The organism is Amycolatopsis sp. lyj-84, from assembly GCF_046549075.1.
Taxonomy (GTDB): Bacteria; Actinomycetota; Actinomycetes; order Mycobacteriales; family Pseudonocardiaceae; genus Amycolatopsis.
This window is the reverse complement of sequence record NZ_JAJPWO010000007.1, coordinates 56,332-69,930: the sequence shown is the minus strand read 5'-3', so window position 1 is coordinate 69,930 and position 13,599 is coordinate 56,332. Positions and strand designations below refer to the sequence as shown.

The following is a 13,599-nucleotide window of genomic DNA, read 5'->3' as shown; positions in this document are numbered from 1 at the left end:
CCACTGTGGATTCATCGGCCGAGGGCATTCCAGCGCCGGGCCGCGTCCGCGGCGCCGGAGACGGAGAGCACCACCGCGCCGGGGATGCCGCCGAACGTCCCGGCTTCTCCGAGGACGAAGACGAGCAACGGCGAGTACCGGTCGCGCAGCGCGGCCACCGCGGCCCGGTCGGCCGGTCCACCGCCCGCGGTCACCACGGCCAGCCCGCCGACACCGGATCGGGTCAGCACCTCCGGGACCAGTGCCGGCCCGGAGGACGGTTCGAGCACGCACAAGGCGTCCAGCAGCGGACGCACCGCGCGCGGTCCTCCCCCGGTGTCCACGTCGAGGCCACCCGAGGAGACCAGCCGCGTCGGCCGGTCCGCGCGTGCCGCCGCGCTGACCAGTGACGCGGCCGTGTCGACGGCCTCTTCCAGCAGAGGGCCCCGAAGCCGGGAATCCAGCAGCACGGTGAACCTGGGCTGGTGGGGATCGACGTAGTCGCGCACCATCAGGCTGCCGGTCCTCGCCGTCGCCTTCCAGTGCAGATGCCGGATTTCGTCGCCCCGCACGTATTCGCGGACTTCGCGCAGGTCGTTGGAACCCCGCAGCCGGTCGTCCACCGCGGCCCCCTCGTGGTGGTGCCGCGGCCGTCCGCCCCCGGGCGGGGACATCACGTGCACCCGGGGATGGACCCACAGGGTCGCGGTCTCGCCCGTGGTCAGCCGCCGGTGCCCCAATCCGAAGGGATCGGCGCGTTCCAGGACGAGCGGACCGACCTGGTGCCGTCCGCGCCGCTCGGTGGGCAGTTCGTAGTTGTGCGCGGTTTCCGCGTGGGGTCCCAGCGCGCGGATCCCGACCGTCCGCGTCGCGGCACCGACCCGGTCCCCCGCGGTGAAGGCGCCGTGCCGCCGCCTGGCCGGGTTCCGTACCCGGAGCGTGGCGACCGCGGGCCTGCCCCGCTCCACCCGATCCGGATAGACCTCGCGGGACACCGCGACGCGGGGCCGCCGTCCGGTCACCACGATCGCCGCGATCAGCGTGCCCGCACCGGCACCCGCGATCGCGAGGAAGAACGGATAACCGGCCCAGTGGCCGAGGACGAACAGCCCGGCGGTCGCGGCGAGAACCCCGGCCCCCCGTGTGGTCAGCCGGATCATCAGGCCCGCGACCCCGCGTGCACCGGGGCGGGCGTCGCGTCGAGGACCTCGTCCACCACGCCGCCGGGGTCGCGGCCGTCCAGTTCGGCGTCGGAGGTCAGGATCAACCGGTGCGCGAGAACGGCTTGCGCGATCTCCTTGACGTCGTCCACGGTGACGAACGTCCGGCCTTCGGTCGCGGCGTAGGCCTGCCCGGCGCGGATCAGCGCGATGCTGCCCCGCGGGCTGGCCCCGTACCTCAGGTCGGCGTGCTCACGCGTCGCGGCGGCGATCCGGGCGGCGTACTCGCAGAGAGCGGGTTGGACGTGGACGGCGCGGACCTGCCCGATCGCCTGCCGCACCGTCTCGATGTCGACCACCGGGGCCAGTTCGTCCGGACCGACACCCGTGCAGTCGCCCATGATCACCTTGACCTCCGAGGCGAGGTCCGGGTAGCCGACGTCCAGCCGCATCAGGAACCTGTCCAGCTGGGCTTCGGGCAGGCGGTAGGTCCCGGCCATCTCGATCGGGTTCTGGGTCGCGACGACGAGGAACGGCCGCGGTACCTCGTGCCGGACGGCGTCGACCGTGACGGTCCGCTCGGCCATCACCTCGAGCAGGGCCGACTGCGTTTTCGGCGTGCCCCGGTTGATCTCGTCCGCGACGACGACGTTCGCGAACACCCCGCCGGGGTGGAACTCGAAGCGTTCTTCCTTCTGGTGGTAGACGGGGACACCGGTGATGTCGCCGGGCAACAGGTCGGGGGTGAACTGGATGCGGTTCCAGGACCCGCCGACGCTCCTGGCCAGACAGCGGGCCAGAGTCGTCTTGCCGACGCCGGGAACGTCCTCCATGAGCAGGTGGCCCTCGGCGAACAACGCCGTCACCGCGAGCCGGACGACCCGCGGTTTGCCGCGCAGCACACTGTGGACGTTCGCCGCGATGCGTTCGTAAACCACACCCGGCGGGGGAAAAGCGGTCATCGAGTCAGGTCCACCTGATCCTGTTGGAGGTGATCCGGCCGTCCGGGGTTTGGACACTGACCCAGATGGTCTGGCCGGGTACGTCGTAGTTGAGTTCGTTGTAGGTCGCCGAACCGTTGGCGCCGGTCGTCGTGGACTCGGTCCGCACGTTGGTGTTGCTCGACGAACTGAGCCGGATCGAGTACCGCGTGTTCGGCGCGAAACCCTTCATCGTCACGTTGACCGCGGCGCAGTCCGGCGGATCGCAGTTCTCGCTGGAGGTGTCCCGTCCGCGGCTGATGGTGATCGCGGGCGAGGGCACGGTGATCGTCCTGCCGGCCGCGGCACCGTTCCGTGTCTGCCCGTCGGGCGTCCTGGTCACCGCGCGCACGGTGAAGGTGTAGGACTTCCCGGCGGTCAGCCCGGAGTAGGTCGCGGACGTGCCGGTGACCGTCTGCTGCGCGAGACCGGTTCCGGTGACGAGGTAATGCACCAGTGTCCCGCCGCCCAGGTCCGGTCGCGTCCAGGTGAGCGACGCGGCGCCGTCGCGGTAGCTCGCGGTCAGCGCCGGTGCGGCCGCCGCCGCGGCCGGGGTCGCCGACGCCGAAGCGCCCGGCCCGGTGCCCGCCTTGTTCACCGCGACGACGGTGAACGTGTAGCGGGTTCCGTTGGCCAGCCCGGTGATCGTGATCCGGCGGGTGCCGCCGTCCACCGTCCTGGACCCGCCCGCCCAGCTGATCCGGTACGACGTCACGTCGGCCCGGTTGGCGGGGGCGGCCGTCCACGCGACCGTGACCGCGCCCGCCTCACCCGTCGCCGACACGCCGGGCGGCGCGCCCGGCGGGCTGGCCGGGACGGCGGGCGGGGTGACCGGTTGAGAGGGAGGACGCACGGGCTGGCTGGGCTTCGCCGGGCCGGGCCGGTCGGCGCCGGAACCGGTGTCCGGGCCGGGCCGCCCCTCCTGACCACGCCGCTCGGCGGGCGGGGCCACCGGCTGCTGCCCCGGAGCGGGCTCGGCCGGGGCCGGTTGTTCCGTCTTCCCCGCGGGCGGGACCACGGGAACGTCGGTGACCCTGCCGTCCTTGGCGACGACGAGGACATGGGTGCCTTGGCCGCCGTCGACGTAGACGTGCGCGTCCTCGCCGCGGACGATCCGTGCCGTGCCGCCGTCCGCCGGGAGCGGCTTCTCGTCCGTCTGCCTGCCGGTGGCGTCGTAGGTGAGAAGCCTGCCCGACGAGCGGTTGACCAGGACGACCACCGAACCGGCCGCGACCGGGGCGTCGTACTGACCGGCCGGGAGGGGCACGGTGACCGGCCGCCGCGAACCGGGAGCGGGATCCACCAGATGCAGCCTGCTCCCCGTCTGGTCGAGCACCGCCACGCGACCGGCCACGTCGTTGGCCGCCGGCCGCAGGTCGGTCCCCGCGCCGAGGCCCATCGGCACCGGCTCGCCGAGGCCGCCGGATCGGACGGCCCGCACGACACCGTCGGAGGTGTCGACGAAATGCAACTGGTCCCCCACCAGGGTCAGCGCCCCGGAGTGCCCGGCGGGCAGCGGCACCGGGCACGACGACAGGTTCTCGTCCCCGCGATCCAGCCGGCAGAGCAGGCTCGACGCGATGCGCGGCAGCCACAGCGTCCCCTCCGCGGTGGCGACCGGATCCCCGACCGGCCCCCCGGCGGAGATCGGCGCGGGCGGATCACCGAGCCGGATGATCTGACCGGCCTGCCGGTACACCAGGTACGGCCCGCCCGCGGTCTCCACCCCGACCGGGACCTCGCCCGACGGCGGCACCTGCGCCGGCCCGGCGGTCAGGTCCGACTTCCCGAACGGGGTGATCCGGGTGTCGCCCACGACGTAGCCGCTGGTGTCCCCCTGCACGACCTGGCTCCCCCGGTCACCGGGCACCGCGGCCTGCGCGTCGATCCCCGCCGTGCCACCGTCGAGGTGGAAGGCCGACTGGAGAAGGGAGTTGTAGACCCAGTGGCCGCCGGGGATCTCCTGGAGTCCCGGCGGCGGTTTCGCCGCGCCGGTGATCGCGGTCGTCAGCACCGCCACCGAGACCACGACGATCGTCACGACCGGCAGCCGTGCCCGCCACGCCGCCCACCCCCGGGTGTCCTCGCTCACGGCACGGACGGTAACCGAGTGATTCGGGAGGGATCCCGAATCGAAGCACCGTCGCTCCGGGGACGGGGACCGGCCACGCTACGCTCAGTGCCCGTGCGGGTACTTCTCATCGAAGACGATGGTGATTTCCGGCTCACGACCACGGATGGTCCGAAATGACGTTCTCACGCCGAGACCGCGAACCGGCGGCCCGGCGGATCGCGGACCGCTACCGGCTGATCGAGCGCGTCGGCGCCGGCGGGGAGGGCGTCGTCTGGCGAGCGCTCGACGAGCGGACGGGGCGGACGGTCGCGGTCAAACAGGCGAAGGTGAGCGTCACGGGAGCCGGACGCAAACTGCGCCGCGAAGCACGACTGGCCGCTTCGGTCGACCACCCGCACGTCGTCGCCTGTCACGAAGTCGCCAGCGATCACGACGAGCTGTGGCTGATCCAGGAGTACGTCCCTTCGCGGACCCTCGCCGCCGTCTTGAGCGATCGCGCGCTGTCCGAAGCGAGGGTCGCGGAAATCGGTGTCCAGCTGGCGTCGGCGCTCGCCGCCGTCCACGAGCGGAAGATCCTCCATCGCGACCTCAAACCGGGCAACGTCCTCATCGGCGAGGACGGGCGGGCGAAACTGACCGATTTCGGCATCTCCCGTTCCGTCGTGGCGGACGAGACCTTGACCGACGCCGCGCTGTACGCGGGGACCCCCGGTTATCTCGCTCCCGAGGTCGCGCGCGGCGACCCGCCCACCGAGGCGTCGGACGTGTTCTCCCTCGGCGCGACGCTCTACGCCGCCATCGAGGGTTCCCCCATGTTCGCCGGAGAGACTCCGCTCGCGCGGGTCCGGCGTGCCGCGGACGGCGACATCCCGGTGTCCCGTGCCGCGGACCGGCTGGCCGCTCCGCTCGCGCGGATGCTGGACCCGGACCCGGCACAGCGCCCGTCCGCGTCCGAAGCGGGCACGGCCCTTGCGGCGTGCTCGGGCGGCATCGCCGAGGCGGCACCCCCGCGGCGAGGTGCGGTTCACCGGTTCCGGCGTCCGATCGGCGCCGCGGCGGGAATCGCGGCCGTCGCGGCCGGAGTGCTCTCGGCGAGCACGCCGCCTGCTCCGGCGGCGCCCGCGCCCGCGTCCTTCGACGCCCGGGCGCTCGATCCCTGCCGTTTGACCGACACGGCCGCGCTCCGCTCGTACGGCCGCACCGAACTCGAACCCGACTATGGCAACTTCGACCGTTGTGACGTGCTCCTCCACCGCGGCGACGGGTCCTACACCGACGTCAAAGTGGAGTTGGAGAACCATCCCGGGAATCCGCCGGAAGGCGAGCTGAAACGCGTCGGGACCTTCGACGTCGTCGGCGGCCCGCTCCAGGACGACAGCTGCACCCGGCTGATCCTCGTTCCCGCGGGATACATCGTCTCGGTCACCGCGGGCGACGACCCCGGCGCCCCGGTGGACCTGTGCGCGGTCGCCGACATCGCGACCGTTTCGGCGACGAAAACGTTGTCCGGCAACGAAACCCCGCTCAGGAAAGCCCCGTTCCCCACCCGTTCGCTGGCCGAGGTGGACGCGTGCTCCCTGCTCGATCCCGCCGCACCCGAGGTGCCCGGCCCGCTGAAACCGTCCTTCGGCCGATGGGGCTGCGCCTACGAGGGCCCCACCGGCCGGGTGCGAGTGATCTTCGACCGGGGACATCCCCTCGACGACCGGAACGGCGTGCGCACCACCCAGTCCGGCCGGGAAATCCGGACCCTCGCCGACGACTACGGCCCGGGAACGTGCCGCTCGACGATCGCCTACCGCCCGTACACCGACATCGACAACACCCCGATGCTGGAAGCCGTCCTGATCGTCGTGGACGGTGACCAGCCATCGGAACGACTCTGCGTCCCGGCCACGACCTTGGCGGGCGAAGTGGCGAGGAGATTGCCATGACGATGATCGACGGCTTCCGTCCCAGTCTCGCCCACGGTGTCCCGCCCGCGGAGGCGGGGACGATCTTCGCCTCGACCGTGTCCGGCAAGTCGTCGATGCCCCCGAAAGAAGGCCGCCGGCTTCTGTTCGGCCGCAATCGGGACGACATGCACGTCTGCCTCGGCGAGGACGACGTCCAGATCAGCCGCCACCAGGGAACGCTCGTCCACGAGGACGGCGTCTGGTGCGTACGCAACGAAGGCAAGCTCCCGCTGCGCCTGCCCCGCTCCCGGCGTCTCTTCAAAAGAGACGAACCAGCCGCGCTCCCCGACGGCTACACCGCGCTTTTCATCCACGGCTCCGGCGGGCGAGAGCATCTCCTGGAGATCTTCGTCGTCGGAGACGATTCGCCGCCCCCTCCGCCCCTTCCCGACGAAGTCACGAAATCGCCGAGCGTCTGGCGGCTGACCACGACCGAGCGCACCGTCCTGGTGGCGCTGGCGCAACGATTCCTCCACCAGGAGGCCTACCCTCAGCCGCTGAGCTGGCGCCAGATCGCCGAGCAACTGGCCGAGCTGGAACCGGACCGGAACTGGAGTTCCAAGAAGGTCGAGCACATGGTCGTCAAGGTCCGCGGCCGGCTCGCCGGCGCCGGAGTGCCCGGCCTCACCAAGGACGAGGTCGGCGAACCGGTGGGCAATGCGCTGAACATCCACCTGATCGACGAGCTCCTGCAGACCGCGACCCTGGTGCCGCCGGACCTCGCCCTGCTCGAACCGCGGTCGTCACGCTGAAGCCGCAGACGGCGCCGCTGACGATCATCGTCGAGGCAGGCGGCGTCCCGAGTTCACTCCGACCTCGTTCTTCAGCTCGACATCAAACCGAGTGCGCCACCCTTGAAATCAAAGTTCGTCGCGCCTAAACTTTGGCTTAGGTGTTCCACCACCCTGCGAAAGGCAGGCCGTATGGCGACGGCGGACTGGGGACCCCGATGAACTGGAGCCAGCTCCTCGTACCCGTGACCAGCGGCGTTGCCGTCGCTCTCATCGTGGCGACCGTCAGGTTCCTGTGGCGGCGCACCCGTCTGCCGACCGGGCTCTCCCAGCGGATGACCCGGCGGAACTACCTGGCCGAGATGCTCGTCATCTCCAAGAACGACAACGTCGAGCGACTCGACGCGCTGGTCCCGAATCTGCTGCCGGCGGCAGGCTCTCCGGTGCTCGCCGAGATCCAGGAATCGTGGTCGCAGATCAACGGCCGCCGGGGAGTACGGGTGATCACCCGTACCGAACCGGCCTCCCTGACCGCCGGAGCCGAGCTGCTCGGGGCGGGGATCGAGGTTCGCGTGTCCCGCGCACTGACCGCGGACCACCTGTCGTACCACGTGTTCTCCGGCCTGGAGCACCACACGGTGCTCAACCGGCGCAACGGCGGGAAGGACCGGCCAGAACGGCTGGACGAGATCTCCGCCTCCAAGGTGTTCCGCAGCCACTTCGACGAGATGTGGAGCGAGTCCGAACCCCTCGAATCGTTCCTGGCCGGGGAACTCCTGACCGAGAGCAAACCGGGCGACGGACTGTCCCGCCTCGCGGACCGGATCCGGGAGCAGCGCGCGGCGTACCAGCTGTCGGCCAAGGCGGAAGACGCGGTCCTGCGACACCTGGCGTTCCGCCACCGCGCGCCGGTCATCTTCGTCACCGGCCTGCCGGGCGCCGGAAAATCACTGGTCCGCCGGGCACTCGCCGAAGAGCTCCGGCGGTGGCGGATGCAGGTCGACGAGCTGAACGACTACGTCTACGCGTTCGAAGAATTCCTCCACGCCTTGATGCTCCTCGGCGACGGTCGCGGCGCGGGCTTCAGCGCCCAGCAGGGCGGCGCGTTCCAGGTGGAGCGCGAGGATGATCTCCGGCCGGCCCTTCACACGCTCGGCCATCGCGTCTGGGAAAACCGCCGGAGCAACCCGATCACGATCGTCGAGTTCGCCAGGGCCGACACGATCGGAGCGCTCAAGGTGTTCGGCGACGAGGTCCTGGCGGCGTCGCAGATCGTCCACGTCCGCGCCTCCGACGCCCAGCGCGCCGCCCGGCTGGCCAGGCGGGGCGAGCCACCGAAGATCTCGGTGGCGGGTCAGTTGATCAGTCTCGAGGTGTCCGACGACCACCGGCTGCCCAGCAACGCCGCGGACACCCTCTACAGCAGGGACGACTTCGCGCTGCTGAAGGCCCAGAAGAGCGTCGCCGGCCGGCTGTTCCTCGTCGAGAACGACTCCGAGGGGAAGGTGCACATCGACGAACAGGTCGCGGCGTTCGTCGAAGCCGTCGTGCGCCCCTACCGCAGACTCGCGTCTTAGCCGGGAACGCGCTCGTGTTCGCCGCCTCCTCAGGCACCCGATCCGTTGCCCGGCCTGAAATACCGGGACCTCCACCTTCTTGCCGGATCCGAGCATCGCCGACGGCTCACTTGCCGGCGCGCCAAGGCGGGGTCCAGCCGAGGCGTTTGCAGACCGTGTCGATGTCGGAGTCGGTCAGGCTCCGGCGATCGGAGAGATTCGCCGACCGCGGGCCGAGGATCTGCATCCGGTCGACCGTGCTGCCCGGATCGCCGATGTCCTTGCGGACCTCGATCAGGAAGTCCGCGTAGAGCCGGAATTGGATGTCGGCGGGTGGACCGAGGGGAAGGGCCTGCATGAGGCGGGAGTACGCCCGGACGATGCCGTCGGAGCCGTACACGTTCACCCAGGTGTCGAAACGGCGCTTGTGTTTCAGTTCTTCCTCGGTGGGCACGTCGTCGCTGGTGAACATGCGGTCCAGCATGTCGACGACGGGTTCGTACATGGTGCGTTTCGGCTCCGAAATCCGTTCCCGGACCTGATCGACCCGTTGCGCGCGGGCTTCGTAACGACGCGATGCCAACGCGAACATCCCGGCGACCACCGCGGCGGCGACGGAGGCGACGGCTGCGATCACGGCGACGACGATGGCGGACATGCGGCCGATCCAACCATGGATCGGCCGACGGCAAAGAGCTTATGTGTCAAAGTGCCGTCTCCGGTGGTCATCGCCGGGGTGCCGGTGCACGAGACGCTGCGAAACCAGCTGGACGACGTCGACGAAGATGCTGGCCAGGCATCGGCGCGATCTCGACAGCTTCCGGCGCATGCCGGTCGAGGAAATGCGCGAAGACATCACGAACATCAGCCGCGACGTGGTCTCCTACTACATCTCCTGGCTCCGCGAAGGCACCCTGGCGACGCCCGACCAAGCAGGCCGCATCGGCGGCTCCGCCGCTCGGCGCGCGGAGGAAGGCGTGCCGCTGGAAGCTCTGCTGGCGGCCTATGTCAATGGGCTGCAAGGAATCTTCGCGACGCTGACCGCCGACGCGGGCCCTGATGACCTCGACGCGGTGCTCGCGCTGGGCAACAAGATCTTCGAGTTCATCAAGGCGACCACGGGCGCCGTGGCGAGCGGCTACCTCGAAGAGGTACGCACCACGGTGGGCCAGGAGCACAACACCCGCCGCGCGTTGCTCGCCGCGTTGCTGCGGGACGAATCCGCTTCGGCGACCGCCGGAATCGCCGGAATCGGTCTCGCCAGCGAGTACCTGCTGCTCAACCTCGCCATCGGCGCACACCCCGACGAACAGGAGGCCGGGGTCAACCCGACCACGGTCACCCGCCGGATGTTGCGCAGGCTGCTCGCGGTGTTCGAGGCGGCGACCGACGATCAGGCGTTGAACGCGCTGGAGGCGACCGGCGGAATCGTCCTGGTCCCGATATCGTCGGACATGGACTGGTCGAAGTGGTCGGAAACGATCGCCGAAGCGGGCAGCGCGGCGGGGGTGACCGTCAGTGCGGCCGGGGCCCTGACCACGTCCTCGGGTGTCGCGGCCGCGGCGGTCCAGACCGGCGAAATACTGGACGTCCTGCGCTGGTTCGAGCGCGCCCCCGGGCTCTACCGCCTCGAAGACGTCCTCATCGAGTACCAGCTGACACGCCCGGGCGAAGCCCGCGACAGGCTCGCCGACCTGCTGGCCCCCCTGGAAGCACATCCCGATCTGTTCGAGACGCTGCTCCACTATCTCGGCGGCAACGTCAACCGCCGCCGGATCGCGAACCTGCTGCACGTCCACCCGAACACGGTCGACTACCGGTTACGCCGCATCCACGAACTCACCGGTATCGACGTGACCGAGCCACCGGGAATCCACCGGGCCACTTCCGCGCTGGCCGCACGCCGTGCCGGCGAATCCGGCTAGCCCACCCTGGTGGAGCCGACCGGACTGATGCCCGCGCTTTGCCACATCGCCGTCGACAGCCAGCCGAGCGTGAAGCCGAACAGGATGTGCAACCCGCTGGTGAACAGGGTGTCCGGCAAGGGAGCGGCGAGTGCGAACGCGGCCGGTACCACCACATAGAGGCCCGACGGGAGCCGCGGGTGGACCTTGGCGCGCAGCAAGGACAGGCCGAACAGCACCGACCCGAGGGCGAACACGCCCGCGCTCGCGATGAGGGCCACTTTCGTCGGACCGCGCAGAAGTTCGGCGACGACCGGGCCGTCGAGGTAGAACAGCGCCATGTTCAGTGCGAACGCGGCGCCGCCGAACAGTCCGAGACCGATCAGGTTGACCAGGTACGCGAGGGCGCCGAACCGGCCGGCGGCCTCGCTGTGACGCGCGTAGAGCGCCACGAGCGCGGGCGTCGCCAAGGCCGGGGCGAGGCCGAGGACGAAGCTGGTGGCCGCGGTCTCCCCCAGCACCGTTTCGAAGGCCGCGGGAACCGCGATGAACAGTCCGGCGGCGATTCCGCACGGCGCGCCGAGGCGGATCAACGTGGGCGACAGCATATGAGAACTCCCTTGTGGCACAAGCATTAGCGTGCGATGACAGGGCCGAACGCTACGAAGGGCCGTCGCGGTCCGGAAGTGCCGACCGGGCCGGAGTTCCCACCGGGCACCGCCGAACGGCACGTGCCGTTCGGCCAAGGTTTCCCGAACCCGGGAGAATGCCGCCGGATCGGCCGTACTCTTTCCGTGTCGGGAGGTGCCTGCATGCCGATCGTGCGGAAAGAATCACCGATGTCCTGGGTGTCGGCCGTCGTCTACGGGATCGTGCTGATCGCGGGCCTCTACTACGTCGTCGCCGGGCTCGGCGCGGACGTCCGTCCACTGAGGACAGCAGGGTTCGTCGCGTGCGTCGCGGCGCTGTTCGCACTGGAACCCGCCGAACGGCGTTGCGGCGCGGGGCGCGGCACCGCGTCGGCGTTCCTGCTCGTCCGGCTCGCGCTGTTCGTCGCGGTCGCCGCGCTGGACGACTCGGGGCTGTCCCGGGCGCTGTTCGTGCTGGTGCCGTTCGCGGCCTACCTCGCGTTCGGCCGGACGGTCAGTATCGCGCTCGCCGCGCTGTGCCTGGTGCTGCTCGTCTGCTCCTACGCCTTGTGGGTTCCCGGCTGGTACACCAGCGCCAACTACGTCGCCGACGTGCTGATGTTCGTCATCGGCCTGGTTCTCGCCATCGCCATGGCCGGAATCGCGGTCCGCGAGCAGCAGGCCAGAGCCCGGCTCGAGGAGTCGCTGGACGAGGTGACCTCCTACGCCGCCCAGGTCGCGGACCTCTCGGCGGCGGCGGAACGCAACCGTCTCGCCAGGGACATCCACGACAGCCTCGGCCACCACCTCACCGCGATCGCGGTGCAGGTGGAGAAGGCGTCCGCCTTCCGCGAGCGCGATCCACACGCGGCGGACCAGGCCCTGGCCGACGCGCGGTCTTCGGCACGCCACGCGCTCGACGACGTCCGCCGGTCGGTCGGAGCACTCCGTGACGAGCGGGAGGGACGCACCTTGTCCGCGTCGCTGGCCGAACTCGTCGACCGAGCCGGGGACGACCGGCTCCAGGTCAGCCTCGTCGTGGACGGCGAGGAGCGCGCCGGGGACAACGCGACGGTGAGCGCGCTTTTCCGCGCAGCGCAAGAAGCCTTGACCAACGCGCGAAGGCACGCACAAGCCGATCGGGTCTCGGTGTCACTGACGTTCGGCGACACCGAGACCCGGCTCGTCGTCGCCGACGACGGCCGCGGGTTCAGCACCGGAGCGTCCGAGCCCGCAGAAGGGTTCGGGTTGCTCGGCCTGCGCGAGCGCGCGGCACTGGTCGGCGGGCTCGCCCGGGTCGAGAGCCAACCCGGAGCGGGCACCCGGATCACCGTGACGGTGCCGGCCCGATGAGCGTGCGCGTACTGGTCGTCGACGACCAACGGCTGATCAGGGACGGCATCGCCTCGCTGCTGGGCATCCAGCCGGGTATCGAGGTGGTCGGCGTCGCCGCGGACGGGAAAGAAACCGTCGCCCGAGTCCTCGCGCTCGAACCCGACGTGGTGCTGATGGACGTCCGGATGCCCGGGATGGACGGCGTCGAAGCCGCCGCGATCCTGCGGCACAAAGCGCCCGGCTGCCGGATCGTCATGCTGAGCACCTTCGACGACGACGAATACGTCGTGCAGGCGCTGCGCGCCGGTGCCGCCGGGTATCTGCTCAAGGACCTCCCCGCCGACGAACTGGCCGACGCCATCCGGCTGACCCACGCCGGGATCACCCAGCTCGACACCTCGGTGGCGCGGCGTCTGGCAGCGGCGGCTCCGACAGCCGAACCCGCGAAACCGGCCCCCACCGAAGTACTGACCAGCCGGGAGACCGCAGTGCTAAGGCTCGTCGCGACCGGCTCGACGAACCGCGAAATCGCCGCACGGCTTTACCTCAGCGAGGGAACGGTGAAGAACCACATTTCCCGCATCCTCGGCCGCCTCGGACTACGGGATCGCACTCAAGCCGCGATCTACGCCCGCGACCACGGACTGCTGGCGAACTCCGAAGACTGAGCGGGTCAGCGCGTGAGCGGGACAGCGATCCGGCCGGGGAACCGCGGGTTCTCCGCTTCGTCGAGCATCGCGGCGGCAACGGTGTCCCGGCTCACCATGATGCGGAAGATGCTCTTGGGGGAGGCATCGAGCCCGACGGTGCGCCGGTCCGGGCTGATCGGTTTGTTCGACAGGGGTCCGGCGTGGAAAACCGTCCCGCCGGCTTCGGTGACCACGGCGTCCGACTCGACCTTGTCGGCGACCTCCGCTCCGAGTCCCTTGAGGACCAGCCGGTTGAGCGCGCTTGCCACCGCGGCCGAGGGCCCCGTGCCGTAAGCACCCAGCCAAATGACGCGGGCGCCCGAGGCCACCGCCGACCGGGCGCCCGCGGTCAGCACACCCGGCTTCGTCCCCTTGGGCACACCCAGCCCGGACAGCACCAGTTCACTGCCTTCGAGCGCCGAGTCGATCTCGCTGGTGCGGAACACGTCCGCGACGATCTTGGTCAGCCCCGGGGCGTCCGGAACGGTGATCCGGTCCGGATTGCGGGCGATGGCCCTGACGATGTGGCCACGTTCGAGTGCCTGCCGGGTAAGGGAAAGTCCGGTCGGGCCGGACGCGGCGAGAACGGTGAGGTGCATGAAAATCC

Annotated in this window: 12 protein-coding genes; 6 read left to right on the top strand and 6 right to left on the bottom strand. The window is 70.5% G+C overall.

Features of this window, described 5'->3' with window-relative positions; translation table 11 throughout:
* Nucleotides 1-11: 11 nt before the first annotated feature.
* Genes ACLJRM_RS21875 through ACLJRM_RS21865 form a run of 3 tightly spaced genes read right to left on the bottom strand, consistent with a single transcriptional unit; the run spans nucleotide 12 to nucleotide 4,211 of the window.
* Nucleotides 12-1,139: a DUF58 domain-containing protein gene (locus ACLJRM_RS21875; protein WP_410664140.1), complete on the bottom strand. Its 1,128-nt coding sequence runs from the start codon at nucleotides 1,137-1,139 to the stop codon at nucleotides 12-14.
* Nucleotides 1,139-2,101: an AAA family ATPase gene (locus tag ACLJRM_RS21870; RefSeq protein WP_410664139.1), complete on the bottom strand. Its 963-nt coding sequence runs from the start codon at nucleotides 2,099-2,101 to the stop codon at nucleotides 1,139-1,141. Before ACLJRM_RS21870 ends, ACLJRM_RS21875 begins: the two co-directional genes overlap by 1 nt.
* A 4-nt stretch (nucleotides 2,102-2,105) precedes the next feature.
* A complete protein-coding gene (locus ACLJRM_RS21865; RefSeq protein WP_410664138.1) occupies nucleotides 2,106-4,211 on the bottom strand; it encodes a fibronectin type III domain-containing protein in 2,106 nt (701 codons plus the stop codon).
* Nucleotides 4,212-4,366: 155 nt separating this feature from the next.
* Here ACLJRM_RS21865 and ACLJRM_RS21860 point away from each other — a divergent pair, with 155 nt between their 5' ends.
* The 3 genes from ACLJRM_RS21860 (at nucleotide 4,367) to ACLJRM_RS21850 (ending at nucleotide 8,456) form a co-directional block, all read left to right on the top strand.
* On the top strand, nucleotides 4,367-6,127 hold the full coding sequence (locus tag ACLJRM_RS21860; protein ID WP_410664137.1) for a serine/threonine-protein kinase: 1,761 nt from the start codon (nucleotides 4,367-4,369) through the stop codon (nucleotides 6,125-6,127).
* The gene (locus ACLJRM_RS21855) at nucleotides 6,124-6,900 is read left to right on the top strand and encodes an FHA domain-containing protein (protein ID WP_410664136.1); all 777 of its coding nucleotides are present in this window, start codon (nucleotides 6,124-6,126) and stop codon (nucleotides 6,898-6,900) included. Before ACLJRM_RS21860 ends, ACLJRM_RS21855 begins: the two co-directional genes overlap by 4 nt.
* Nucleotides 6,901-7,124: 224 nt before the next feature.
* On the top strand, nucleotides 7,125-8,456 hold the full coding sequence (locus tag ACLJRM_RS21850; protein ID WP_410664135.1) for an AAA family ATPase: 1,332 nt from the start codon (nucleotides 7,125-7,127) through the stop codon (nucleotides 8,454-8,456).
* A 106-nt stretch (nucleotides 8,457-8,562) separates the two neighbouring features.
* On the opposite strand, the gene ACLJRM_RS21845 is transcribed toward ACLJRM_RS21850, so the two are convergent.
* The gene (locus ACLJRM_RS21845; protein ID WP_101609905.1) at nucleotides 8,563-9,093 is read right to left on the bottom strand and encodes a hypothetical protein; all 531 of its coding nucleotides are present in this window, start codon (nucleotides 9,091-9,093) and stop codon (nucleotides 8,563-8,565) included.
* A 169-nt stretch (nucleotides 9,094-9,262) separates the two neighbouring features.
* On the opposite strand from ACLJRM_RS21845, the gene ACLJRM_RS21840 reads away from it, so the two are divergent.
* The gene (locus tag ACLJRM_RS21840; RefSeq protein WP_410664134.1) at nucleotides 9,263-10,360 is read left to right on the top strand and encodes a PucR family transcriptional regulator; all 1,098 of its coding nucleotides are present in this window, start codon (nucleotides 9,263-9,265) and stop codon (nucleotides 10,358-10,360) included.
* Here ACLJRM_RS21840 and ACLJRM_RS21835 read toward each other — a convergent pair.
* Nucleotides 10,357-10,947, bottom strand: a complete 591-nt coding sequence (locus ACLJRM_RS21835) for a hypothetical protein (RefSeq protein WP_101609910.1) — start codon at nucleotides 10,945-10,947, stop codon at nucleotides 10,357-10,359. The genes ACLJRM_RS21840 and ACLJRM_RS21835 overlap by 4 nt on opposite strands.
* A gap of 204 nt (nucleotides 10,948-11,151) precedes the next feature.
* Between ACLJRM_RS21835 and ACLJRM_RS21830 the strand changes: the two genes are divergently transcribed.
* Nucleotides 11,152-12,321, top strand: a complete 1,170-nt coding sequence (locus ACLJRM_RS21830; RefSeq protein WP_410664133.1) for a sensor histidine kinase — start codon at nucleotides 11,152-11,154, stop codon at nucleotides 12,319-12,321.
* On the top strand, nucleotides 12,318-12,971 hold the full coding sequence (locus ACLJRM_RS21825; protein WP_410664132.1) for a response regulator: 654 nt from the start codon (nucleotides 12,318-12,320) through the stop codon (nucleotides 12,969-12,971). Before ACLJRM_RS21830 ends, ACLJRM_RS21825 begins: the two co-directional genes overlap by 4 nt.
* Nucleotides 12,972-12,976: 5 nt before the next feature.
* Here ACLJRM_RS21825 and ACLJRM_RS21820 read toward each other — a convergent pair whose 3' ends face one another.
* Entirely contained in the window at nucleotides 12,977-13,591 is a 615-nt protein-coding gene (locus ACLJRM_RS21820; RefSeq protein ID WP_410664131.1) for an NAD(P)-dependent oxidoreductase, read from the bottom strand.
* Nucleotides 13,592-13,599: the final 8 nt, after the last annotated feature.